This is a genomic window from Brevibacillus sp. BC25 (genome assembly GCF_000282075.1).
In the GTDB taxonomy this organism is placed as follows: Bacteria; Bacillota; Bacilli; order Brevibacillales; family Brevibacillaceae; genus Brevibacillus.
Window position 1 is genome coordinate 72188 of sequence record NZ_AKIX01000031.1, and the last position, 23664, is coordinate 95851.

Annotated in this window: 16 protein-coding genes; 12 read left to right on the plus strand and 4 right to left on the minus strand. The window is 46.7% G+C overall.

Annotated features, from left to right (window positions below; translation table 11 throughout):
- Window positions 1-99: 99 nt before the first annotated feature.
- Window positions 100-831 (plus strand): hypothetical protein, encoded by a 732-nt coding sequence (locus tag PMI05_RS09140; protein ID WP_007720251.1) that lies wholly within the window; start codon window positions 100-102, stop codon window positions 829-831.
- Window positions 832-896: 65 nt separating this feature from the next.
- On the opposite strand, the gene PMI05_RS09145 is transcribed toward PMI05_RS09140, so the two are convergent.
- Window positions 897-1832, minus strand: coding sequence for a YndJ family transporter (locus PMI05_RS09145; RefSeq protein WP_007720253.1), 936 nt, complete (start codon window positions 1830-1832; stop codon window positions 897-899).
- 225 nt (window positions 1833-2057) lie between these two features.
- Here PMI05_RS09145 and PMI05_RS09150 point away from each other — a divergent pair, with 225 nt between their 5' ends.
- From PMI05_RS09150 to cysI, 5 genes are all read left to right on the plus strand, one after another.
- Entirely contained in the window at window positions 2058-3425 is a 1368-nt protein-coding gene (locus PMI05_RS09150; protein ID WP_039960507.1) for an FAD-binding oxidoreductase, read from the plus strand.
- Between the two features lie 229 nt (window positions 3426-3654).
- Window positions 3655-4512: a class I SAM-dependent methyltransferase gene (locus PMI05_RS09155; RefSeq protein ID WP_007720255.1), complete on the plus strand. Its 858-nt coding sequence runs from the start codon at window positions 3655-3657 to the stop codon at window positions 4510-4512.
- 194 nt (window positions 4513-4706) lie between these two features.
- Window positions 4707-7835: an ATP-binding protein gene (locus PMI05_RS09160; protein WP_007720256.1), complete on the plus strand. Its 3129-nt coding sequence runs from the start codon at window positions 4707-4709 to the stop codon at window positions 7833-7835.
- 155 nt (window positions 7836-7990) lie between these two features.
- Entirely contained in the window at window positions 7991-9817 is a 1827-nt protein-coding gene (locus tag PMI05_RS09165) for an assimilatory sulfite reductase (NADPH) flavoprotein subunit (protein ID WP_007720257.1), read from the plus strand.
- A 33-nt stretch (window positions 9818-9850) separates the two neighbouring features.
- A complete protein-coding gene (gene cysI / locus PMI05_RS09170) occupies window positions 9851-11572 on the plus strand; it encodes an assimilatory sulfite reductase (NADPH) hemoprotein subunit (RefSeq protein ID WP_007720258.1) in 1722 nt (573 codons plus the stop codon).
- Window positions 11573-11641: 69 nt separating this feature from the next.
- Here cysI and PMI05_RS09175 read toward each other — a convergent pair whose 3' ends face one another.
- Window positions 11642-13021 carry an SMI1/KNR4 family protein gene (locus PMI05_RS09175; RefSeq protein WP_007720259.1) on the minus strand — a complete coding sequence of 460 codons (1380 nt, stop codon included), beginning with the start codon at window positions 13019-13021 and terminating at the stop codon, window positions 11642-11644.
- Between the two features lie 154 nt (window positions 13022-13175).
- Between PMI05_RS09175 and PMI05_RS09180 the strand changes: the two genes are divergently transcribed.
- Window positions 13176-13622 carry a DUF4375 domain-containing protein gene (locus PMI05_RS09180; protein WP_007720260.1) on the plus strand — a complete coding sequence of 149 codons (447 nt, stop codon included), beginning with the start codon at window positions 13176-13178 and terminating at the stop codon, window positions 13620-13622.
- 38 nt (window positions 13623-13660) lie between these two features.
- Here the strand turns inward: PMI05_RS09180 and PMI05_RS09185 are convergent, their stop codons facing one another.
- Window positions 13661-14209: a hypothetical protein gene (locus PMI05_RS09185; protein WP_007720261.1), complete on the minus strand. Its 549-nt coding sequence runs from the start codon at window positions 14207-14209 to the stop codon at window positions 13661-13663.
- A 307-nt stretch (window positions 14210-14516) separates the two neighbouring features.
- Between PMI05_RS09185 and PMI05_RS09190 the strand changes: the two genes are divergently transcribed.
- The 5 genes from PMI05_RS09190 to PMI05_RS09210 all read left to right on the plus strand — a co-directional run bounded on the left by PMI05_RS09190 (window position 14517) and on the right by PMI05_RS09210 (window position 20187).
- Window positions 14517-14867: a winged helix-turn-helix domain-containing protein gene (locus tag PMI05_RS09190; protein WP_007720262.1), complete on the plus strand. Its 351-nt coding sequence runs from the start codon at window positions 14517-14519 to the stop codon at window positions 14865-14867.
- Between the two features lie 106 nt (window positions 14868-14973).
- Window positions 14974-15351 (plus strand): lactococcin 972 family bacteriocin, encoded by a 378-nt coding sequence (locus PMI05_RS09195; protein ID WP_193375253.1) that lies wholly within the window; start codon window positions 14974-14976, stop codon window positions 15349-15351.
- A gap of 104 nt (window positions 15352-15455) precedes the next feature.
- On the plus strand, window positions 15456-17747 hold the full coding sequence (locus tag PMI05_RS09200; RefSeq protein ID WP_039960502.1) for a DUF1430 domain-containing protein: 2292 nt from the start codon (window positions 15456-15458) through the stop codon (window positions 17745-17747).
- A gap of 5 nt (window positions 17748-17752) precedes the next feature.
- Window positions 17753-18394: an ABC transporter ATP-binding protein gene (locus tag PMI05_RS09205; protein ID WP_007720265.1), complete on the plus strand. Its 642-nt coding sequence runs from the start codon at window positions 17753-17755 to the stop codon at window positions 18392-18394.
- 293 nt (window positions 18395-18687) lie between these two features.
- The gene (locus tag PMI05_RS09210; protein WP_007720266.1) at window positions 18688-20187 is read left to right on the plus strand and encodes a malate:quinone oxidoreductase; all 1500 of its coding nucleotides are present in this window, start codon (window positions 18688-18690) and stop codon (window positions 20185-20187) included.
- Between the two features lie 152 nt (window positions 20188-20339).
- Here the strand turns inward: PMI05_RS09210 and PMI05_RS09215 are convergent, their stop codons facing one another.
- Entirely contained in the window at window positions 20340-23453 is a 3114-nt protein-coding gene (locus PMI05_RS09215; RefSeq protein ID WP_007720268.1) for a S8 family serine peptidase, read from the minus strand.
- Window positions 23454-23664 lie beyond the last annotated feature (211 nt).

A 23664-nucleotide genomic window follows, 5' to 3' on the forward strand; every position in this document is an offset into this window, starting at 1 on the left:
CGTATGCTTATGCTTCGTCTCTTGCGGAGTTTTTGGAACGGTTGATGGACGAGCGCAGATGAGGAAGTCTCGATTTGTAGGATACAGGAGGAGGCATTCATGTACATAGTATCGCAGCCAAAGCGGTTGTCCGATGGCCGAAACCAAGCGCTATCGAAGGAGGAAGCCGCTTTTTTTCCACCGGGATACTTCCAATTTTTACAGCAATTCGGTGAAGGGACTTACAGAGGATGGATGAATGTCAATTTGCCTGATACGGAGGTGCTTCAGCCTTTTGCCGAGTACGATTTATGGGAGCATGACGCTGACAGCCCGATTACGCAGCAGCAGATCGGTCAGTGTATTGCGATAGGCACTACCGTGGACGGTGATTTTCTGGCCGTGCATATACAGACCGATCAACTGCTTTGGCTGCCGAGGCATGCTGAGCGATTGAAGGCGCTATCGCTACAAGGGCAGAAGCAGGAAGACGAAGAGATGTATGCTAGAGTGCTGGACGAAATCTATCGCCAAGTATACGGAAGTGACCAAGAGGGAGCGGTTTATTATGAGCCGTGGTCGGAGACGCGGAGTCACCTCTTTTTGCGCTTGCCCCCGGTGCAGGATGGAATATCGTTGCCGGAGCTGGCTGGCATGTGCCAAGAAGCCTTTCTCCCTGATTTGGTGCTTGAGAACGAATATCTTTGCAAGCTGTTTTACCAGCAGCTAGGCGGCTATGTAAGGTTTAATTATGCCAACCGGCAAGAGGTTGCCGTCATGTACGAAGAGGATGCTGAACAAACATTTGCTGTTATGAAACAATGGCTTCTATTAAAAGGATGCGAAGTGTAATTCAGAAACAAAGAGCAACACGTAGTGGTAATCACTCATGTTGCTCTTTGTTGTAAACTCGCAAGCTAGCGTTTTTCCTTAAGAGAATCTATCATGTACACCCATCCAATCAGCCCACACAAAACAAACCCAAACGCATGCAGCGATCCGTAAATCGGAATGAAATCGTGTATGGTTAATGAAAATATGCTTTTCAATATCGGATAGCAAATGGAAACGACGACAATGGTGTAAAAGGCAATGCAGGAAAGGACTAAAAAGAAGCTCGACTTATTCTGTAAAGAGCCTCTTCTCAAGTAACCAAGCAGATAAGTAGTGTAAATCGCAATATTACAAGCGAACAAGGTGACGCCAATGTACTCAATCGGCTTTGAGAAAATAATCCCGACAGCGATCAGAATGGGTCCGATAATATCGACGGCAACGACCCAGGGATACCAGCTTTTCTTCGTCATGATCCGTCCCAGTAAACCGATAAAAATCGGAACGATTGCAGATGAGAAATGAAAGTGGACTGAACTCAGGGCATGCGTCGCGGGTTTAGCTTGGAAGAGGTCAAATTGATACTGATAGAGAGTGAACCAAATGCCCCCGATAAAAAAGTAAACGAGCCCCGCGCCAATCGCGATTTCCCCTGTTCTTCCTATGCGATTCATAATAACGGTCAGGCCATAGATGCAGAGCAGGAATGTGAATAGTAGCCACCCGAGCGAAAGGGTCCCTGGTATGGCTGTGCTTCCCAGCCCCCACGTCTTGCTGCCCATTACAGAGGCTAAGGCGAGAAGCGCTGCGGGAAATTGAAGCAGCTTTATAGCAGTATAAATAACCCGTTGCTGTTTATTCTTTTCGTCATAGCGCAAAAGTAAAATCACTAGAGGTACAATGACGAAAGCCGCAAACATGAGAAATTTTTCGACAAGATTAAATGGGAAGAAATCCAGATAAAAGATAAGGATGGTTATGATTCCACCGGGAATCGTCGTTAGTATCAATGGTTTCATCACATGCCCCCAAGAAGTCATTCGAGATATTCATATAAGCGGTTGCTTATAGTAGTGTAACACATTTTGTGAGGGCTATTCTGTTCACGAGATGACTTCGGTTTAAGCCGTTATTTTTGTACCCGTCCCCCTACAAGGCATGTGCCGTTACCAGGTCTAGTGTCCCCACATAGGAATAAGCAGATGAGAAAAGCTTACTCCATGAACGAGGTTGGTGAACATTCGATGGCACAAAAACGGAAAAAAGCCAGTACCCGATTGACCGGGAGGATCGTGTTGCCAGGTGATCGGACTTACAATGCGGCCAGAATGGAGTTTAATAGGCGCTTTTCGAAGTTTCCACGGGTCATCGTTTTTTGCAGACGGACGCAGGATGTGATCAACGCAGTCAAATGGGCTCGTGAGCGGGGCGTACGGCTGCGAGCGCGGAGCGGGCGGCACAGTTATGAAGGTTTTTCTGCTGTAAATGGCGGGATTATCATCGATGTGAGCGAGATGAATAAGGTGAAGGTGGATCGCAAGAATATGGTGGCCCATGTACAGACGGGCAATCCGCTTGCCCGCGTGTACAAGAAGCTGTGGAATGAGCGTGTGGCACTCCCGGCTGGGACTGCGCCCGACGTGGGTGTTGCGGGCCTTGCCCTGGGTGGCGGGATTGGACTTTTGTCGCGCAAATATGGCCTTACCTGCGATAACCTGAAACAGGTGAAGATGGTGGTAGCATCGGGACGGCGTGGGGCGAAGACGATCGTCGCAAATAAGAAGAGACATTCGGATCTGCTCTGGGCATCACAAGGTGGTGGAGGAGGGAACTTTGGCATTGCTACAGACTTTACGTTTCGGGTACGGCCTATCCAGGATGTCTCCATCTACAGCATTACCTGGAAATGGCGCGATCTGGAGAAGGTTTTCCCGACTTGGCAGCGTTGGGCGCCGTCTGTCACGAACCGCTTAACCTCAACTATCGAGGTGTCCGCCAAGCAAGTGGGTACTATCGTGTCTACCGGGCAATTGCTGGGCGGTGCAAAGGAGCTGCGGCGATTGATCAGACCTTTGCTGCAAGCAGGAACTCCAGTGAAGGTGAAGGTGCGGACGGTGCCTTTTATCGAAGCAACCAAATTTTTTGCCGCAGCGGACCTAAATCTGGAGCCGAAGTTTAAAATAACCGGGGCTTTTGGTTTTAAGCCTTTGCCTCGCCAAGGAGTACGGATCATCCGCAATTTCCTGTCGAAGGCGCCCAACAGGCATTCTACCGTGTGGAGTCAGAGTTTGGGTGGTGCAGGAAGCGCGGTGAGCCGGGTATCCCCGATTGCAACGGCCTATCCTCATCGGAAGGCGGAGACGATCTATGAGCTGTCGGCGCGATGGAGGAACGACAGCGAGCAGCAGCGGAGTATCCAGTGGGTGAAAAGGTTCCGCAGAGCGCTACGTCCCTTTGTCGTAGGAGATTATGTGAACTTCCCCGATTTGCAGATCAAGAACTGGCCTGAGGCGTATTATGGTGTGAACTTTGCCAGATTGAAGCAGGTGAAACGAAAGTACGATCCGCATAATGTGTTTCGTTTTGCCCAGAGTATTCCAGTGGGGAAGTAGTGAGCAAATCATAAGTAAATCAACAAAAGGAGCATGCTGCGGCGTACTCCTTTTTAAATTTTTAGCCGATAATTTCATGAGGCTGAGGCTAGGTGAGGGCAACTCTTTGGAGGAGAGTGATCTGGAAGTATTGAATTGCTATTTATCAGGATTGTCCTAATAAATCGGAGCATATTAAAATCAAACCATTTTGTATGAATAGAACGAATCGATAGGAGAGAGAGCAGCCATGCATGATAAGCAAATTACCGCGCCAGACCACACAGCGGTGCGGGTCGCGTTGTGGCGAGCATTGCACGTACAGATCGATTCACCACCGCATGTGCTAGAAGACGAGATCGGTCTGCGACTGGCGGCCCCGGAAGAAGGATGGCGCCAACGCCCCGACATGGACCCAGAGAGCACTAGCGGATTTCGAGCATCTATTGTGGCTCGTGCACGCTTTATTGAGGATTTGGTCACCGAACAGCTCAGCCAAGGCGTCACCCAGTACGTCATCCTTGGCGCTGGCCTCGACACCTTTGCTCAGCGCCGACCGGAGATCGCCTCCCGGATGCGAATCTTCGAGGTCGACCAGCCAGGAACGCAGGGTTGGAAGAGACAACGTCTACTCGAGCTTGGCTTTGGCATCCCCGAGTGGCTACGACTCGTGCCAGTTGACTTCGAGTCAGGCGGGTCTTGGTGGGAGCAACTAAAGGTCGCTGGCTTTGACGCTAGCCGACCAGCTGTGGTAGCATCCACCGGCGTCACCCAGTACCTCACCAAGGATGCGATTGTGGCTACGTTACGCCAAACAGCGACGCTTGCCCCAGGCTCCACGCTGGCTATGACATTTCTGCTCCCTTTTAACCTCACAGAAACCGAGGAGCGTCCTGAGGTTGAAGAGGCGGAAAAGGGAGCGCGAGCAAGCGGTACGCCCTTCATCAGCTTCTTCCAACCACCGGAGATGCTGGCACTGGCCCGCGAAGCTGGTTTCCGAGAAGTCCAGCATGTATCCTCGGCAGAACTAAACCAGCGCTACTTCACTGGTCGTACCGATGGACTTTCACTGCCAAGCGGAGAAGAGTTCCTGATAGCCACTACATGACTTGGTAGGGGCGTATATGAGCCGGAATAGGTTGCTATTCATAGAAAAACTGCATTTGATAAGCTACGGTACTCCTCAGATAACCGTAGCTTTTTCTATGGCAACTGTATTTCTCTGTCACACCCCATGTGGTAAATTGTGGATAGATTCTGTTTGAATGTCATAGAAGAAAATGACTAGGAGAGGAATACTTCTTGGCAAATCATATACCCAAATACCAAATGAAAAAGAGCCATATCCTACTATTACTCGGGCTATTAGTAATCATCTTATCCGGTGCGCGTATTTTGTGGATGGAATCGTTTCGTGATCAACAAGCGGACATTAAGAATGGGCAATTCGATTTGCGTGATTGGAATGCAGAAGATGGCGACACTCTCTTACTCGATGGAGAGTGGGAGTTTTATCCCTCCCAATGGTTGATGGATGGCAGACGGCAACAAGGAATAGACGAGAAGGAGCCAGCGCTTATTCAGGTTCCGGGAAGATGGAATGAAGCTTTGCATGCAGACAAGTCCACTCCCTATGGATTTGCTTCTTATCGCTTGCGTCTGTATGTAAATCCGGAAAAGGACCTGAATTATAGTATTCGTGTACCCAGTGTGCGCACGGCATCAGAATTATACGTAAACGGCCGATTGCTTGCTAAATCGGGGCGGGTGGGCGAATCGGAGGATGAATATTTTGCGAAGAATCTGCCTTATTCTTCAACCTTTACGGCAGACGAAAATGGGGTAATCGAAATCGTCATTCAGGCGGCAAATTATGTGGATGGTCGAAGCAGCGGCATTGTTCGATCCATTAAATTTGGTTCAGAAGAAGCCATTGCAAAGGAAATAAAAGTCTCCGTTTCTACGCAGCTTCTGGCAGCCATGATATTTCTCATACATTCTGTTTATGCGTTTATTTTATTTTTACTAGGAGATAAGAAAAAGAATCTGCTGTATTTTTCTTTGCTGACATTATGCATAGCGCTTACTAGCGTGTTAAGCAACGATGAGAAGTTGTTCCACCAATTATTTTACATCGGCATTGATTGGGATTTCCGGTTAGCGAATATTGCCCTCGTCATTGGGGCCTATGCATTATTGGAGTGTATGAATCATCGCGAACTCCCTTATTGGAGCAGGATGTATCCTGTATATAGGGTGATGAATTTTGGGACTGCTGGCATTACGTTGTTTTTAGACCCTGATCAGGTGACGATGCTCTTTCCGGTTTATTTTCTAATGGTCGGTATCGCCGCAGTGATCACGTTGATTTCCATCTTTAAAAAATTGATCAAAGACATCATGAGCAATCTTTTACTGCTTTTTTCTTTTCTTGCGTTGCTTCACCATTTTATTTGGTCGTTAATTTGGCGAGAAAGCGGTTTGAGTCTTGTCTATTATCCATTTGATCTGATTATTTCGATGGGGTGCTTAGCCACTGTGTGGTTTAAGGGTTATTTCATCATGCATGCTAACACAAAAGAGATTGCTGCAACCTTGCAAAGAATGAATGATCATAAGGATCAATTTCTGGCCAACACTTCACATGAATTTAAAAATCCGCTACATAGCATTCTGAACATGTCCCAATCCGTTTTAAATAGGGAACGACATTTGTTGCAGGAAAGGAGTATCAAAGAGCTTGAAACGGTTTTATCAGTAGGACGACGGCTGACTTTGATATTAAATGATTTGATTGATGTGATGAGTTTACAGGAAGGAAACCCGCGCCTACAGAAAAAAGCCATATGGATTCAGCCCATCGTGACCGGGGTACTTGATATGATGCAATTTAACGCAGAAGTAAAGTCTGTAAAAATCGCAAATCAAATCTCTGAAGATTTTCCTCCCGTACACGCGGATGAGAACCGGGTGATTCAAATCGTTTTCAATTTACTTCACAATGCTGTGAAATATACGAATGAAGGGATCATTTCCATTCAAGCTTTTACCAAGGACGGAAGAGCTTTTATTGTAATTCATGATACAGGGATTGGAATGGATGAGGACATGCAAAAGCGCCTGTTCCGTCCGTACGAGCAAGCCAGCTCGAGTGAGACCATGATTGAAGGTGGCTTTGGGTTAGGTCTGAGTATAAGCAAGCAGCTGGTTGAGCTCCATGGAGGTACGTTGGATGTGTCCTCAGCCTTAGGGGAAGGCTCAACATTTACATTTTCGTTAAAGCTGGCACATGGGGAAGCGGAGGAAGAGGTAGCTGTTTCTCGTTCATTCGAACCGGTAGTCGTACAATCTATCCCTTCGGCTACGAAACCAACAACTCTATTAGACGTGAATCGCGATCGTCCGCGCCTATTAATTGTGGATGATGACCCTGTTAACCTTCAGGTGCTGGAAGCTATACTACCTCCAGACGAATATGAAGTAACGATGGTGACGAGCGGGAAAGAAGCGTTGGCTATTCTGGATACAAAGGAATGGGATCTCGTTATTTCCGATATTATGATGCCGCAGATGTCCGGTTATGAGCTGACACGAATGATTCGCGAGCGGTTTACACTCACGGAGCTCCCAGTTTTGCTCCTTACTGCAAGAAGCCAACCAAAAGATATTCAAAGTGGTTTTTTAGCGGGAGCCAACGATTATGTGACCAAGCCAGTAGAAGGAATGGAAATAAAATCGCGGATTGAGGCGCTAACTACGATTAAACAATCCGTTCGGGAACAACTGCGATTAGAAGCTGCGTGGCTGCAAGCGCAAATCCAGCCTCATTTTTTATTTAATGCGTTGAGTGCTGTAACGGCTTTAAGTGACATTAATTTGGATAAGATGCGTGATTTACTGTATGAGTTCAGCAATTTTTTGAGGAATAAATTCAAATTTGAAGATATGGACGGGCTGGTTCCGATCGAAACGGAGCTAAGTATGGTGCGCTCTTACCTATATATTGAAAAGGTCCGGTTTGAAGAAAGGCTACAGGTTGTTTGGGAGATAGATGACTGTGAGGATGTAAAAATTCCCTTTCTTACGATCCAGCCTCTCGTTGAAAATGCGATCAAACATGGTGTGATGAACCGCATTCGTGGGGGGAAAATTAAGATTCGGATTTCTGTCCAGGAAAAGCATGTAGAAATAGCCGTTGAAGACGATGGGATCGGAATGGACGAAGATCAAGTACAACGACTTTTAGAAAGAAAAGCAGATAGCAGTTCAGGAGTCGGATTGATCAATACAGATCAGCGATTAAAACGGCACTTCGGAACAGGACTGCATATCGAAAGTACGTTAGGTACAGGGACAAAGGTAACTTTTCATGTACGTAACAAGTTGAATAGTAAGAATATGAGTGAAAAACGCTCCGGTTCCTTATCTTAGGACCGGGGCTCTTTGTTGTTTTCCGATGATTAGTAAAACTTATAATGACAATAACGAATTCCAATTGCTCGGGTTCTACTCGCTGTGGTAGCTTAAAGTAAATAATCATATAAGATTACTCGGAATTAATTTTTTCTCGTGTGAGGTGTATATCGTTGGTACTTAAGGTGACAGACAGTCCTTTCAGTCAGGAACAAGTAGAGCTCCTAAATCGGTTGCTGCCCACGCTCTCGGAGGTGCAAAAGGTTTGGCTGAGCGGGTATCTTGCAGCTCTTCACAAAGTAGAAGCACCGATGGCCGCTGGGTTTCAAGCCACTTCAGCTGCGAATGGGGCAGTCATTTCCAAAGAGGTGACAGTGCTTTTCGGATCTCAGTCCGGGAACAGCCAAAAGTTGGCCAAGGTGCTGACCGGAAAGCTTCAGGAGCACGGCTTCCACGTAACTCTTTCCTCTATGAGCGACTTCAAGACGAATGCGTTGAAAAAGGTTGAAAATCTGCTTGTTGTGGTAAGCACACACGGGGATGGTGAACCACCGGACAACGCGATCTCCTTCCATGAATTCCTGCACAGCAAAAGAGCGCCGCAATTGGTGGGCCTGCAGTTTTCCGTGCTGGCATTGGGCGACACCTCTTATGAATTGTTCTGCCAAACCGGCAAAGAGTTCGATAAGCGGTTGGAAGAGCTAGGCGGCAAGCGTCTTACTACCCGGGTCGATTGCGATGTGGATTACGACGAGCAAGCCTCGGAATGGATGAATCATGTTCTAGCTTCTCTCAACGAAACTTCCGTCACCCAGGTTGCTGCTGCAAGCGCAGTCGTGGGCGGTGCAGTGATCGGGTCAGGGACACAGACCGAATATTCACGGTCGAATCCGTTTCAGGCTGTGGTCTTGGAGAACTTGAATCTGAACGGACGGGGATCAGATAAGGAAACGCGCCATCTGGAAATCTCCCTTGAGGGTTCCAATCTCGAATATGAACCGGGTGATTGTTTGGGGGTCTATCCTAAAAATCACCCAGACCTTGTCCGTGAGTTGATTGACACGATGGGCTGGAAGTCGGAAGAGCTCGTTCCCATTCATAAAAACGGGGAAGAGCGCACGGTGGAAGAGGCTTTGTCCAGTCATTTTGAAATCACGGTTCTCACCAAGCCTCTCTTGGAACAAGCAGTAAAGCTATCATCAGGAAATGGGTTGCAGGAATTGCTTGCGGAAGGGCAGGAGCAAGAGCTTCGTGATTATGTTCGAAATCGAGATTTGCTAGACCTGGTGGAGGCCTACGATTTGAAGGGCGTGCCTGCCAAAGAATTTGTCTCCATCCTTAGAAAGCTGCCGCCGCGTCTCTATTCGATCTCAAGCAGCTTAAAGTCCTACCCAGACGAAGTTCATCTGACAATTCGCAATGTTCACTATCAGGCTCATGGGCGTGAGCGGTACGGCGTTTGTTCGAGCTATATCGCGGATCGTTTGGAGACGGGTGATACGCTGCCAGTATTTGTGCAGCATAACCCCAACTTTAAGCTTCCGGCTAACCTGGACACTCCGCTGATCATGATTGGTCCTGGCACGGGTGTCGCTCCATTCCGCGCTTTTCTGGGAGAGCGGGAGGAGCTTGGGGCGACGGGCAAGACATGGCTTTTCTTTGGCGATCAGCATTTCTCCACGGATTTTCTCTATCAGCTCGAATGGCAGCGTTGGCTCAAACAGGGCGTACTGACGCATATGGATGTCGCGTTCTCTCGAGACACAAGCGAAAAGGTGTATGTTCAGCACCGGATGCTTGAGAAGAGCAAGGAGCTTTACCAATGGCTACAGACTGGGGCGCATGTATACGTATGCGGAGATGAGAAGAAGATGGCGCATGATGTTCAAGCAGCCTTGGTCACCATTCTCCAAAAAGAGGGCGGACTCGATTCAGAGGAAGCCGTTGCGTATTTGAAACGGATGCAGCAGGAAAAACGCTATCAGCGAGATGTCTACTGATTATTGAGAAAGAATGAGAGGGGAGATGAAACCATGTCAGAAAATCATTTGCTTTCGCCAAACAGTGCTCCTCACAGCGATGTAGAGGACATTAAACGCAAAAGCGATTACTTGCGGGGAAGTCTGACGGAAACGCTGGAAGACAGGATTTCTGGGTCCATCCCTGAGGACGATAACCGCCTGATGAAATTTCATGGCAGCTACATGCAGGATGACCGGGATCTTCGTAACGAACGGAGCAAACAGAAGCTGGAGCCAGCCTATCAATTCATGGTGCGTGTGCGTGCCGCTGGTGGCGTTGTCACACCAGAGCAATGGCTCATGATGGACGATATCGCCCAGCAGTTTGCGAATGGAACGATTCGCCTGACGACTCGTCAGTCTTTTCAACTGCATGGCGTGATTAAGTGGAATATGAAGCAGGTGATTCAAGAAGTAAACGAAGCCTTGTTAAGTACACTGGCTGCTTGTGGCGACGTCAACCGCAACGTCATGTGCAATCCAAATCCGTACGAGTCGGAAGTTCATCAAGAGGTTTACGAATGGGCAAAAAAAATAAGCAATCACCTCGACCCCCGGACCCGCGCCTATCATGAAATCTGGCTGGATGAAGAAAAGGTTGTCGACAGTCGGGATGGGGTAGAGCAAGAACCGATCTATGGGCCTGTCTATTTGCCTCGTAAGTTTAAGATCGGCATAGCCGTACCGCCTGCCAACGATGTTGACGTGTTTTCTCAGGATTTGGGCTTTATCGCTATTCATGAGGAAGGACGACTGCTGGGCTTCAACGTTGCGGTCGGAGGCGGAATGGGAATGACCCACGGCGATCCCAAAACGTATCCGCAGGTGGCCCGGGTGATCGGCTTCGTCACACCGGAGCAAGTATTGGAAGTCGCCGAGAAAACGGTCATGATTCAGAGAGACTACGGAGATCGCGCAGTGCGGAAGCACGCTCGGTTCAAATACACAATCGACGACCGCGGCATCGAATGGTTTATCCATGAACTGGAACAACGACTGGGCTGGGAGCTGGAGAAGGCACGTCTCTATCACTTCGAGCATAATGGCGATCGCTACGGCTGGGTGAAAGGGAGTGACGATAACTGGCATTTTACCCTTTTCATTCAGAATGGCCGTGTAAAAGACGAGGACAACTACCTCCTGAAGTCCGGCCTGCGGGAGATTGCCAAGGTGCATACAGGGGATTTCCGACTGACGCCGAATCAGAATCTCCTCATTGGGAATGTCACCAGCGAAAAGAAGCCGGAAATTGAAAAGATCATTCAAGCATACGGGCTCACCGATGGAACTTCCTATTCTGCGCTGCGGAGAAACTCCATGGCTTGTGTTTCGTTGCCGACTTGCGGACTCGCGATGGCTGAGGCAGAGCGTTATTTGCCTACACTGCTGGATAAGATCGAGCTGATCTTGGATGAGTCGGGTTTGCGCGATGAGGAGATCGTCATTCGCATGACAGGATGCCCAAATGGATGCGCAAGACCCGCACTCGCAGAAATCTCTTTTATTGGGAAGGCTGTCGGTAAATACAACATGTATTTGGGCGGCGGTTTTTCCGGCAATCGATTGAACAAGCTGTATCGTGAAAATATCGGGGAAGCAGAAATACTGAATGAGCTGCGGCCGATCTTAAATCGGTATGCGAAGGAACGTGAGGAAGGCGAACATTTCGGAGATTTCGTCATTCGGGCAGGGTATGTGAAAGAAGTAAGGTCGGGCCTCGATTTTCATGAGTAGTACGACATAGCATCCAGGGATGCGCAAAGAGCCCGCGTTGACGTGGGCTCTTTGTTGCTTGCATGTATTTTAGGCTTCTCGTAGCTGCTGAATCACTTCCGCTACGAACTGATCTGTAAACCGGATGTGTCCATTTTCCTGTACGATATGACCTTCCTTCTTGCGACGGTCCAGCCATTCGCTAATCCAGCCCGGAGCATAGCCACCTTGACCGAATTCTCCGCCAAAGGCAATCATTTTCTCATAGACAGCCAAATACTGTTCGCGACTGGTATCGGGATATGACTTTGTGTATAGCCAAAACTGCACATCGTACATCAGATACGAGAGTTCATCCGCATGAAAAGAAAAGAAGCCTTTTTCCTCTACAATCCGTGTACAAATGCTGCGTATTTTCTGATCGATTTGTTCCACTTCCGTTACTGGCTTGCACAGCTCCTCCAGCAAGGAAGAAAACTTCCCGTGGGCTACTTTATAAAGAGCAGCTTCCTTGTCCTCCTCGGAGGTATCGTATTCTTCTTCGCTCACCAAGCCCCTGATAAATGCCTCGAAATTTTCAGCCAGGAAAGTAATTTCATAATCGCTTTCCTGATCGACGTGAATGACTTCGGGTTCACCGTCTCTCCCGCATGCCCGGTAATCCAGCATGACTACGTCATGACCTGCTGAAGGACAATCGCAGATGACGACTCCAATGTCTGGATATCCCCAGTCTTCAATCATAAATGGACTGCCGAGATCCCCACAGAGCGAATAGCTTTTCTCTCGGCCAATGCCTAGAATGCCCGTAATGGCAATATGATCCTCCGCCCAAGAGGTCGGATCCTCTGTTGGAAAGCACGTGTTCTTCGGAATGCCGCCATTCTGATGCTTCATTAGTGCAAGATAGGAGGCAGGGAGCTTGTATCCGAGCTCTTCCTCGATCGAGGCGATCAGTTCATCCGTGGGTGGCTCGGATAGATAGGACTTTTTCGCGTACTCGCTGTCATCCCAAAAGTCATCAAGCGACATGTTCGAAAAAGGAATTTCCTCCGATGCTGAACCCTCAACAGCGGCTGCCTTTTTGGCTGCCATCCGAAGCTCTTGTCTTTGCTGCTTCTCCGCTTTTTGCAGGCTCCATTTTAACCATGATTCGGTATTTTGATTACCGGTTTCTAACTTGTCCGAGGTACGGAATGCCTGTGCCGCTTCTTCATATCTTTTCAAATGATAGAGGGCAAAACCTACCCGAAAGTGCCAGACTGGATCTTGTTGACCTGCTTCAGCAATTCTGTTCAATTGGTTAATTGCTTCATCATAAAGCCCCAAGTTGTTATAAGCTCTGCCCAGTCGGCTGACCGCCTCATACTCTCGTTCCTCCTCCGGAACGGTTAGCAGCAAGTCCACAATTCGCTGCTGTTCGTCTTCTTCATGCCAGCGATTCAATTGTTCGATAAGTACCTGATCCATTGCAACCTCCTAAATGATTCTTTTTCTTAGATGCCAGCCACGCAAAGCTACCGCCATCTACCAAACGATTATGTATTCATATAAGATTAATTTATTTCGTATCGTTTGTGCACATCTGATCTAAAAGGGGTTAAACATTAAGGGGGCGTACAAGTTGAGTAAGATGGATATCCATGACGTATGGTTCGATTTTGCCGCAGCCTTTGTGCAGAAAAAGAATGCTTCGGGCTGGAACACACTGACCTCACAGGAACAAGAGATTGCCGCCTTATGGCTGTTGGAAGCTGATGTATATAACGGCGGGTTTTTGCAGTTTTTTTGCAACTGGGGAGAAGAAGCATATATCTATGTGGTACGGGCCTTACAAGCCATCGGGGCAGTCCATTCACTCGAAATCGTCCAGTCCGGATATGCCTGCATCGAGCATTTATCGGAAGACAACCGCCTCACCCAACTCTGGGATATTCCACAGTTCCTTACCGAGGAAGAGGCAGAACGGCTGGATAAGCTTGATCAGAGCTTCTGGGAAGACCAGGATCGCATTGCAGAAGTTGCACATCGATATTACGTACAGCAGTTGGGAATACCCACCCCATCGTAAAGTGACGGGGGTGGGTACTATCAAAGAGACTCCGACACCTATTCGTCAGCACTATCCCCTTCTGACTGAAGCATAAGCAGCAGCTCTTGAATAGCGGGAGCGAGCTTATCATTCCCTTCCATAATCGCGGTAAAAACGGGAATGGCATCTTTTAGCAGCAAATAACTGAAAGAAAAATAGCTAAAAAAGGCTTCCTGCCCATAGCCCCGCTGCTCATCTTCTTCCCACCATAATTCATCGTCTTCCTCGTCCTCTGGCCATAAATACTTTTCGTCCAATAGCTCGTTCATGGTCTCAACCGCATTTTGTGAATTCATTTCGTCCACGTTTATAGCAGAAGCTACAGCCGCGTACAACTGAATTTCCTCCGAAGAGACCTGCTCTGGTTTCTGTTTGGCAAGCTCCTGCAGGAGTATCAGCATCACCCACGGCGTCGTCTGCCACAAGGTGCTTTGGTGCTCGATTAGATTGGCCAATTCCTCATATTGCCTGGTATCTATAAGCCGCGGAATGTCCGTCCCTCTTCCATAGGCTGTCGTTAAACGCTGCCACGGAATGCTGGTTGTCGTGTGGATAAAAGAGTTCATCTCCATCTCTCCTTATACGTATCTCCCTACTTATTTCTGGCTACTTGACAGCTTCTCATGCTCCGAGGAAAAGAAGCTCTCAACTTCAAAGCAGATGAAGTATTTTCTAGTCACCTATGTTCTCCCTTTTGGCAAAAAAGCCCTCTTTTACAAAGTTGTCGGCAAGCGATGCAATTTACTTTAGATAGATGAGTATAATCAAAAAGTAATATAGGATAATTTTGGTAATTATGATAAAATATGGATAATAACTCGAGAGGCATGCTAGCTTATAGTGACATTTTCTATGAGAGGGGAGCCGTAAACTATGAATTCGACTGTCGACAACATGAAAATTTCTCTTGGAGAGGATTGTTATCTTGATATAGAGCAAGAGGTCATTGTAAAAGATGGAATGGAACGCGCTCTTTCTCGAACGATGTTTAAAGTCTTGCGTTACTTAGCAGAAAAGATGGGAGAAGAAAGGACACCAACTGAATTAATCCGGCGTGGCTGGGGAAAAAACAGCACCATTCAAAAGGATGCTCTATATGTAGTGATAAAACGGATTCGTGAGCGTCTTGAAGATGATCCTTCGAAACCTCAATGTCTAGTTTCCAACTATGGAAAAGGATATGTCTTGTACCCGAGAAAAAAGAAGAAGGCGCTCTCGAAATAATAGGAGAGATTATAATTTTCCAAAAACTATATAAACTGTAAGTTTTCTGGTAAATTATTGTGATAATATATTTATGTAAGACAAAAAATATAAAGAATTGAAGGAGATGGAAATTGTGTTGAAGAAAAGTATGGTAGGCGTAATTGCAGCACTTACTTTGGCAATGGGTTCTCAGGCGATGGCGGCAGAAGAAATTCAGACAAAAGGCAAAGTTGAACTAGTCAACTCTAAGGTGTCTCCGTTCGCGGTAGAAAACGTTGGTGGCGGTACCTGGGATTACGGCACAAAGAACTCTGGTTCGCAAAAGCACTGCTGGTCCCACTACAATCACCCGGAGAACTACCACTCTTCGACAGCTAAGGTAGGAAGCAGCACTGATAAGGCTTATGCGGACGCTGGTGAGTATTCGAAGGCAGATGCTTACGGACCAAAAGATAGTACCGGGTATGCATACTGGGATAACGAGGCAACTGCACCTAAATAATAGAATAGTTGGAAATCAACTGCCATACGTTACTCTTTTGAGTAGCGTATGGTATGTTTGTGAGAAAGGGCGGAGTTCTTCATCACATGAGGGGAGCGGGTGAATTGAAAAAGACATTATCATGTTTGCTAGTTCTTGTTTTCGCGGTGTCTTTTCTATTGGTTTACAATGAAACTTATCGAAATGAACTTGATCGAATGGAAAAGGCAGGAGAGGGGATATCAAAGCAGTTTGAGATTCCCAACTATGCGAATTTTGCTGCACCAGATGAAATGTACCCGATCTTACTCGAAGCAGCCGTCGACAGCAAGGTCAATATCTTCCGAACACAGATAGACTACAGTGTAGATGACGAGGCTCAAATTCACAAATACGTGCTACTGACAAACAACACCCGGTTGTTTGATTCCTTTCGATTAACAACGGGCAAGTTTTTGACCGCGGAAGACACGCAGAAGAGCAACTCCTTTCTATCTACGGTAGATACCGGTAGTCAGGATCAGGTGGGTATCATCAAGAGTTTTGGTGGTCATTACCTTTTTGAAATGAAACCGCTTAAGACTGTTTATGAACATCTTCCAGTAGCAGGCGAGTATTTTATCGAGGGGACTGAAGAACGGTACAATGAGTTTGTTGACCGTGTCATCCAAAAAATAATTGCTAATAAACTGGTTGGCCAAGGGGCCGTGCTTACTACTGAAGATTTCAAGGGTCAATCATACAATTCTGGAGAAATGGAAATCGAGGAAGATTTCTTTACATACATAAAGTACGTAATAATTACCATCGTGATCATTATGCTCATCTACTACATATTTAATGAATCCAAGCGGATCGGCGTTATGAAGATGCATGGCTTGTCTAACTTATATCTCTGGTATCTAGTTGTAGGGAGATTCATTACCATTCTTTTTCTTCTTTCAGCATCAGCCTCCGTACTTGCGGCCTTGCTAATTAAGGACACAACTGTTTCATTCATCGGAAGTGTTGTCATTTCCCAGTTGATTAGTTTTGTCTTTGTCACTTTCATTTCACTCTTCGCCTACATTTATATTTCTAGGATCAAGGTAGTTGATGTAATCAAAAATCGCAAACAAACGAATGTCATTTTTGCGTTGAACACCCTGCTCAAGATCGGATGCTCCATCTTTCTGATATTAGTCATCCTATCCATTTGGGGTCAGTATCATGAATTGAGCATCAAGCAGGAAAATCTGAAGAGTTGGGAGCGCAGCAAGGATTATGGTGTGTTCTATCCCGTAAAGGTTGGGAATGATTCGGAGGATGTAGAGAAAGGTTCACCAAAAACGACGGTAACTGAAGTGACAGGCCTTTACCCTCTACTCAATCGAATGGGAGCCTTATACATCAACGCGATAGCGTATGAGCAACAATCACTTATTCTTAACAGGGAGTCTAGCGGTATACGTTCTATTTCTGTAAACCTTAATTATTTGCAAGAGTTTCCCGTGTATGATATTCAAAACAATCCTGTGGGAATTTCAGAAGAGACAAGCGATTTCATTTTGCTTGTACCTGAAAAATATCGTGATAAAGAAAAAGATATTCTGGATTACTTTAAGAAAATTAGAATGGGTCGTATGGAAGCGGATGGAAATCTGTTTAAAGTAGTGATTCCCGACAGCGTAAGGAATCAACAACTTACCATCATTTGGACTGCGAATGACCAGAAAATTTTCAGCTTCAACCCTGATGTATTTCGCTTAGAAAACAATATGATTGTAGATCCGATCATCCAAGTGATCACCGAGAAAAACAGTCTTGTTGCAGATAAAGCAAACATGATGACTGGTGGTGGAGGGCGGGATCCTTTGAAGGTGAAGTTGATCAATAGAGACAGCCAGCAGACAGTAAAGGCACTGGAGACAGAAATGAAAAGGCTCAAACTCGATGACAACCTGACCACCCTGATATCTGTTGACCAGTACGTTATCGAGCAGATATACGATCTGCAAAAGCAGAGGGATCAGCTTTTGTTCCTTAGCATCGGATTGGTAGCGGGATTAATCGTGTTGGTTGTGCAGAATCTGAGCGTATTCTTCAACAAATTTCAACGAAGATTTATCGTTCGCAGATTATTTGGTACCGATTTTATTAAAACATACAAAGAGTATTTGTGGTTTTTACTAGCGACATGGGTAATTCAAATCGGTATCTGTTTTCTTATTAATAATGGGCTGGCAACTAGTGTGTTGGAGAAGGCGGCAAGTGTATTTGCAGTGGCGACATCCATCTATCAGACGATCGGGTCATCTGAAATCAACGTGTTTGCAGTAGGGGTTGGAGTGATCGTAATTGAATTGATGGCATCTGTTGTTGCACTTTTCGTTATCGAACGGAAAAACAAAGTGAAAGTCCTGAAAGGAGGGGGTTGAGCAATATGAAAACGGTATGTGAGCTGGTGGATGTCAGCAAGCGCTATGAAGACCATTTGGTACTTGAACAGGTGAATTTGAAGGTCTATGACGGTGAAATGCTCGCCATTACTGGGAAAAGCGGCTCCGGAAAGACAACCGTTTTAAATATTATGGGATTGCTAGAAAAACCGAGTGACGGCACTGTCAAACTGTTTGAAAAAAATAGTCCTCGGATTGGTTCAGCTCAAGCAAACAGGCTTCTTCGGACAAAGATCGGTTACTTGTTCCAAAATTACGCATTAATTGATGATGCAACAGTGGACTATAATCTTGAAATTCCGTTACTCTATTCAAGAAACTCGCGAAAGGAAAAGCAAAAGCTAAAAATCGATGCACTTGAAAAAGTGGGTTTGAATATACCGCTTAAGCAAAAAACATACGGCTTGTCAGGTGGAGAGCAGCAGCGGGTAGCGATTGCGAGAACTTTATTAAAACCATGCGACCTCATCCTTGCTGATGAACCTACGGGCTCACTGGATATGGACAATAGAAACGAAATTGTTAAGCTTCTAAAGGGACTCAATGATGATGGCAAAACAATTATAATCGTTACGCATGATCAATACGTTGCGGAAGCATGTGACAGAACCATAAAACTGTTGTAAATGTCATAAGCCTCATCCACGCACCTGAGCTCGGTCCTCTACCGGGCTCAGGTTTTTTCATCTAAATGGAACCCTTGCAAAAAGCTGAGTTAAGGCGCTGTGGACAGCATTCTTACATTTTTACCAACATTAAATAGTTATTAATCCTCTAATTATAATAGATAATTGAATCAATAAATAATTTCTATGATATAGTTATAGTTGTGAAAGGTAAGATGTTTTCGTAGCGTCTTGCAACGGGGCAAGGAGCTACTACTTCTTTTTTACAAAAACAGTAGATAAGGAAGGGTAATATGAGCTCCATACAGCAAAAAACAGACGTTATTTTGATTGGTGCAGGTGTCATGAGCGCAACTCTGGGAGCATTACTGAAAGAATTGGCACCGGAGTTGGAAATCAAGGTTTTTGAGAAACTCGCAAAAGCAGGCGAAGAAAGCTCTAACGAATGGAATAATGCGGGTACTGGCCACGCGGCACTCTGTGAGCTGAACTATACATCCGAGAAAGCTGACGGGTCTATAGATATTAGCAAAGCCATTAAAATCAATGAACATTTTCAGCTGTCCAGACAATTCTGGGCTTACCTTGTAAAAAACAATCTCATCCAAAATCCGCAAGACTTTATCATGCCAATACCTCATATGAGTATGGTGCAAGGCGAAAAGAATGTAAGCTTTTTGAAAAAACGTTTTGAAGCGCTGGCAAACAATCCTCTATTTCAAGGAATGGAATACTCCGATGACCCTGAAAAATTGAAGGAATGGATTCCGCTCATCATGGAAGGCCGCGCATCGAATGAACCAATAGCTGCAACCAAAATCGACTCTGGTACGGATGTCAATTTTGGTGCTTTGACACGTATGTTGTTTGATTACCTGAAGACGAAAGACGTTGCGATTAACTACAATCATGCTGTTGAGGATATCAAACGTACGAGCGACGGCATGTGGAAATTGAAAGTGTACAATATGGCTACCGGTAACATCGAAGACCATATTGCCAAATTCGTCTTTATCGGCGGTGGGGGCGGAAGTCTGCATTTGCTCCAAAAAACCGGTATTCCAGAGTCCAAACATATCGGCGGTTTCCCGGTAAGCGGATTGTTCATGGTTTGTAAAAATCAGGAAGTGGTAGAGCAGCACCATGCAAAAGTGTACGGTAAAGCAAAGGTCGGCGCTCCTCCAATGTCGGTACCGCATCTGGATACCAGATATATCGACAACAAAAAATCCTTGCTGTTTGGACCTTTTGCGGGATTCTCGCCAAAGTTCTTAAAAACAGGTTCCAATATGGATTTGATCACTTCCGTAAAACCGAACAACGTCATCACGATGTTGGCGGCAGGCGTAAAAGAAATGGCATTGACCAAATACCTGATCGAGCAAGTTATGTTATCGCATGAAAAGCGCATGGAAGAACTACGGGAGTTCATTCCGAACGCGAAAAGTGAGGATTGGGGTATCGTGGTAGCTGGTCAACGCGTACAGGTTATCAAAGATACACCAGCAGGAAAAGGCACCCTTCAATTTGGTACAGAAGTGGTTAGTGCCGCTGATGGCTCCGTAGCTGCATTGCTCGGCGCATCTCCAGGTGCTTCTACAGCTGTTCAGGTTATGCTTGAGGTATTAGAAAAATGCTTCCCACAACGTATGACAGAGTGGGAACCGAAAATCAAAGAAATGATTCCTTCTTATGGCGTGTCACTCTTGCAAAACGAAGAGCTTCTCCAAGAGCTTCAACGTTCGACAGACGAGGCGCTTGGTCTCGTTGAAAAAGAACTGGCGTATAGTTAATTAGTTAATAGCAATCATTTGGAACCTTTGATCCGTTTTTGGATTGAAGGTTCTTTTTGATTTCGCAGAGTAGGAGTGGGGGAGATGAAGGAAGAAGGCCCCGCCACACATCATGGCGGAGCCTTCCTTTATCTATGAAGCGTCATACCAAACTACTCTACTACCGCTTCCAACGTCACTTCCACTTTCACAGTCCGCGTAACCGACTCATCTTCCTTAGAAGTAATCGTCACATACAGCGTAACTGTCTCTTCACCTTCGGCAGGAAGCTCCTTCAAAATCCCCTCATCGTCGATAAACGCCTCATCAGAGCTCTTTGTCACCTGATAAGTCACTTCATTGCTCTCTTCCGGCAGGGAAAGCACTGGTTGATCCAGCTCTGCGGTGTTCGCAATCTCAAATTCGAATTGCTCCTCGGCTTCTTCAACTACCTTGGACAAGACTGCGTTTTTATTAGACGCCTTAATCATGAAGGATTTCCAAGCTTCGTACTCTTTTACAATCTGCTCACCCTTCGGTTTGCTTTGGTCAACGCTTCGACCGACGAGCTTCAGCTTGTATTTGCCTGGATCGAGCTTCTTCGCTACTTGGCCACCATCGTAGTAGGTACCATCGAGATTAGAGAAGGTGATAGGACCTGGTGCAATCAGCGCGTAATTGTTGAACACGGATGCGAGCGTACCGACGTATTTATCGTCCATGTCCCATGCTTCAACAGAGATCTGGTTCACGTCTTTGGCTTGCAGCTCGGCTTCGAGTGTGAACGAATCCTCATTGCCATCGCCATCAGGCGTGATCGTCGTATCGGACAGCTTCAGGTTGTCGAAACCGAAGTTGGTATCCTCACGCTTGTCTCCCACGTGTACAGCAAACGGCAGGCGCAGGTCAGGGTTGCCTTTCGCTTTCAGCAGGACTTCCCCTTCATACACGCCGTCTTTTGCATCGGAGTCAACGGACAGGTTGAGCTCAAATGTGGTCGCATCGCCTTTTTTAGCGGAGATGGAGTCATCGGTGATTTCCACATCGATGTCATCGACATCTGGCGTTTTGGAGCCAGGCTTATAAGGATCTGTCGTGACGGATGGATGCATGATTACTTCTGCTTCGTAAGAAACTTCTTTCTTGGACAGGTTTTTCAGCTGGAGCGTTTTCGTGACGGTATTGCTGCCAGCCTTCAGCAAGCCAAAGGAAACGTTATCCGCATAATACGGAATGGTCTTCGGCTCAAAATCTTCGCCCAAAATGGTGAGCTGCTCTACCGTTGTCAGAACAGCAGGTGTTTTCGATGCGGCGTAGCCGTTTACGCGACCTGCACCTTGAGAGTACACATCGTACAGTGTGCCGTCTGGGCTATACAGCGGTTTTGAGGTGTTCGCGAGCGCTGCCTTGATATCAGCAGGGGTCCAGTCCGGATGTGCCTGTTTCAACAGCAGGGCAAGACCGGAAACGTGCGGAGCCGCCATGCTTGTACCGTTTAGACGGGCGTATGCCTTGTCGTACTTGGCGTTAGGGATAAGCTTGCTCCAAGATGGATAGCTGGATAGAACGGCTACACCTGGTGCAGCCAGATTCGGCTTGATGCTGTAATCGTCGCCCATGATTGGACCGCGTGAGCTAAATCCGGCGATTCGGTCGCCCGGATCATTTGTGCTTGGGTAGTTTCCTGAGAACGTAAACGTCAGTGTTTTCGCTTTTTCAGCGTCAGCCAGCAGCTCTTTTGCCAGTGTCCGGCCTTCCAAACCCTTCATGTCGAAGGTAGGGATTGCTTCGATTTGGTCACCCAGGATTGTGTTGACATAGTCCTCGCGATCACGGATATCCAAGTCAGCTACGCCGTCCCCGTCTACGTCGTTACCGTTAAAGACCACGATAGCGACTGCACCAGCTTTTCGGGCGTTATCGATTTTTTCCGTGAAGCCGAGAGAACCACGGGAAACGAGAGCGACTTTGCCTTTTACATTTGCCTTTTCAAAATCGCTGCGAGAGCCAAGGTTGGCATAGACGACTGGCAGCGGTTTGGTTCCGATGATGGAGGCGAAGTTATCCTTTTTGACCTGCCATGCCATCACAGGGAATTCGTAATTGGCTCCGAAGGCCGAGGTTGCTGAGCCGTCATATTGCACGGTAGGGGAGTCTACCGCTGCAACTGTGATCGGCAGCCTCGCTCCAGAAGGTGATCCCGCCGTGTAGAAATGTCTGCCGCGTTCATCGTCGGCTGAATTCCCACCTGATACAACAGTGATCACACCAGACAGTACCGCGTTATTCACAGCGATGGCATCTGGGGAGTCAGAGTTCTTCTCACTGGCGGCACCAAGCGACAGGTTAATGACGTCCATGCCGTCTTTCACCGCTTTTTCGATACCGTCGATGACCTGAGCGGAGCTACCGCCGCCTCGGCCCAATACGCGGTAGACGTAGAGGTCTGCACCGTAGGCAACCCCTTTTACCTGCACATCTGAGGTCCTGTTTTTGGCGCGTCCTACGATGGTGCCAGAGACGTGAGTTCCATGGCTGGAGCCTTCATATCCTTTTCCATCGCGGTCATCTTCCACAGGGATTGGTGCTTCTTCATAAGGGTCTTTGTCATTGTCGAAGGAGTCATATCCGCCTTTATAAGCATCTTTGAGATCAGGGTGCTTGTAATCGACACCCGTATCGATGACGCCGACCTTCAATCCTTTCCCTGTCAGACCGTCCTTCCACATATCGAGAACGCCGATTTGTTGGAGAGGGGCCTGATCCCATTTGGTGGACGATGCTTTCTCGCTGACAGCATCAATTTCGGGAAACTCATAATACGTATTTTGATAAATGCGTTTCACCTGTGGCAGTTCAGCCAGCTCTTCCAACTCGTCGGCTGACACTGTTACTTCCATCCCGTTGAATACGTGCTCAAACTTGCGCTTTACCTTCAGTTTGACCTTGTTGTCTTTTGCCTCATCGAGGAAAGATTCTTGCTCCTCCTCTACTTTCGCTCGCAATGATCTAACGGAAGATTCTGAACCTTCACTGTGTTTAGCTGTGATCGAAGGCTCGCTGTTCAGCTCAATAATGACACTGACGTTTTTGCTGGAACTGGTGTTCAGCAGGGGGGAGATTTTTGAGATTTCGGAGCCAATCTCTACTTCCGCGTTGGTAAATTCGTTTACTTGCTCCCAATCCTGTTCGCTAAACTCCGCCGCTGCCAGTGCATTGTAAGGAAGGCCACTCAGCATGAGTGATGCTGCAAGCGTAAGAGAAGCGAGAGTACGCATCTTCTTCATCAGTCCACTCTCCTTAAAAATTATGTATAAGACGATTTGCATAAGTATTTCTCTTCTCGTAAGACTACTCCTTTTATTGGGAAAAAACTTTTTATCGAGTAGATTCGTCAAAAATAGACATAATTGACTGTATTTTCAATCTAACAAAAGAGAATAAGGTAGAAATTTGTTGTTTTTTGCCAATTTATTTTCTATATTTTTCATAAGACTA

What these genes read in the sequence shown, in the direction of transcription:
- PMI05_RS09145 (WP_007720253.1), bottom strand. Translation starts at nt 1,832, where the DNA reads ATGAAACCATTGATACTAACGACGATTCCCGGTGGAATCATAACCATC.
- cysI (WP_007720258.1), top strand. Translation starts at nt 9,851, where the DNA reads ATGTCAGAAAATCATTTGCTTTCGCCAAACAGTGCTCCTCACAGCGAT.
- PMI05_RS09215 (WP_007720268.1), bottom strand. Translation starts at nt 23,453, where the DNA reads ATGAAGAAGATGCGTACTCTCGCTTCTCTTACGCTTGCAGCATCACTC.
- PMI05_RS09140 (WP_007720251.1), top strand. Translation starts at nt 100, where the DNA reads ATGTACATAGTATCGCAGCCAAAGCGGTTGTCCGATGGCCGAAACCAA.
- PMI05_RS09175 (WP_007720259.1), bottom strand. Translation starts at nt 13,021, where the DNA reads ATGGATCAGGTACTTATCGAACAATTGAATCGCTGGCATGAAGAAGAC.
- PMI05_RS09155 (WP_007720255.1), top strand. Translation starts at nt 3,655, where the DNA reads ATGCATGATAAGCAAATTACCGCGCCAGACCACACAGCGGTGCGGGTC.
- PMI05_RS09150 (WP_039960507.1), top strand. Translation starts at nt 2,058, where the DNA reads ATGGCACAAAAACGGAAAAAAGCCAGTACCCGATTGACCGGGAGGATC.
- PMI05_RS09205 (WP_007720265.1), top strand. Translation starts at nt 17,753, where the DNA reads ATGAAAACGGTATGTGAGCTGGTGGATGTCAGCAAGCGCTATGAAGAC.
- PMI05_RS09185 (WP_007720261.1), bottom strand. Translation starts at nt 14,209, where the DNA reads ATGAACTCTTTTATCCACACGACAACCAGCATTCCGTGGCAGCGTTTA.
- PMI05_RS09210 (WP_007720266.1), top strand. Translation starts at nt 18,688, where the DNA reads ATGAGCTCCATACAGCAAAAAACAGACGTTATTTTGATTGGTGCAGGT.
- PMI05_RS09195 (WP_193375253.1), top strand. Translation starts at nt 14,974, where the DNA reads ATGGAAATTGTGTTGAAGAAAAGTATGGTAGGCGTAATTGCAGCACTT.
- PMI05_RS09190 (WP_007720262.1), top strand. Translation starts at nt 14,517, where the DNA reads ATGAATTCGACTGTCGACAACATGAAAATTTCTCTTGGAGAGGATTGT.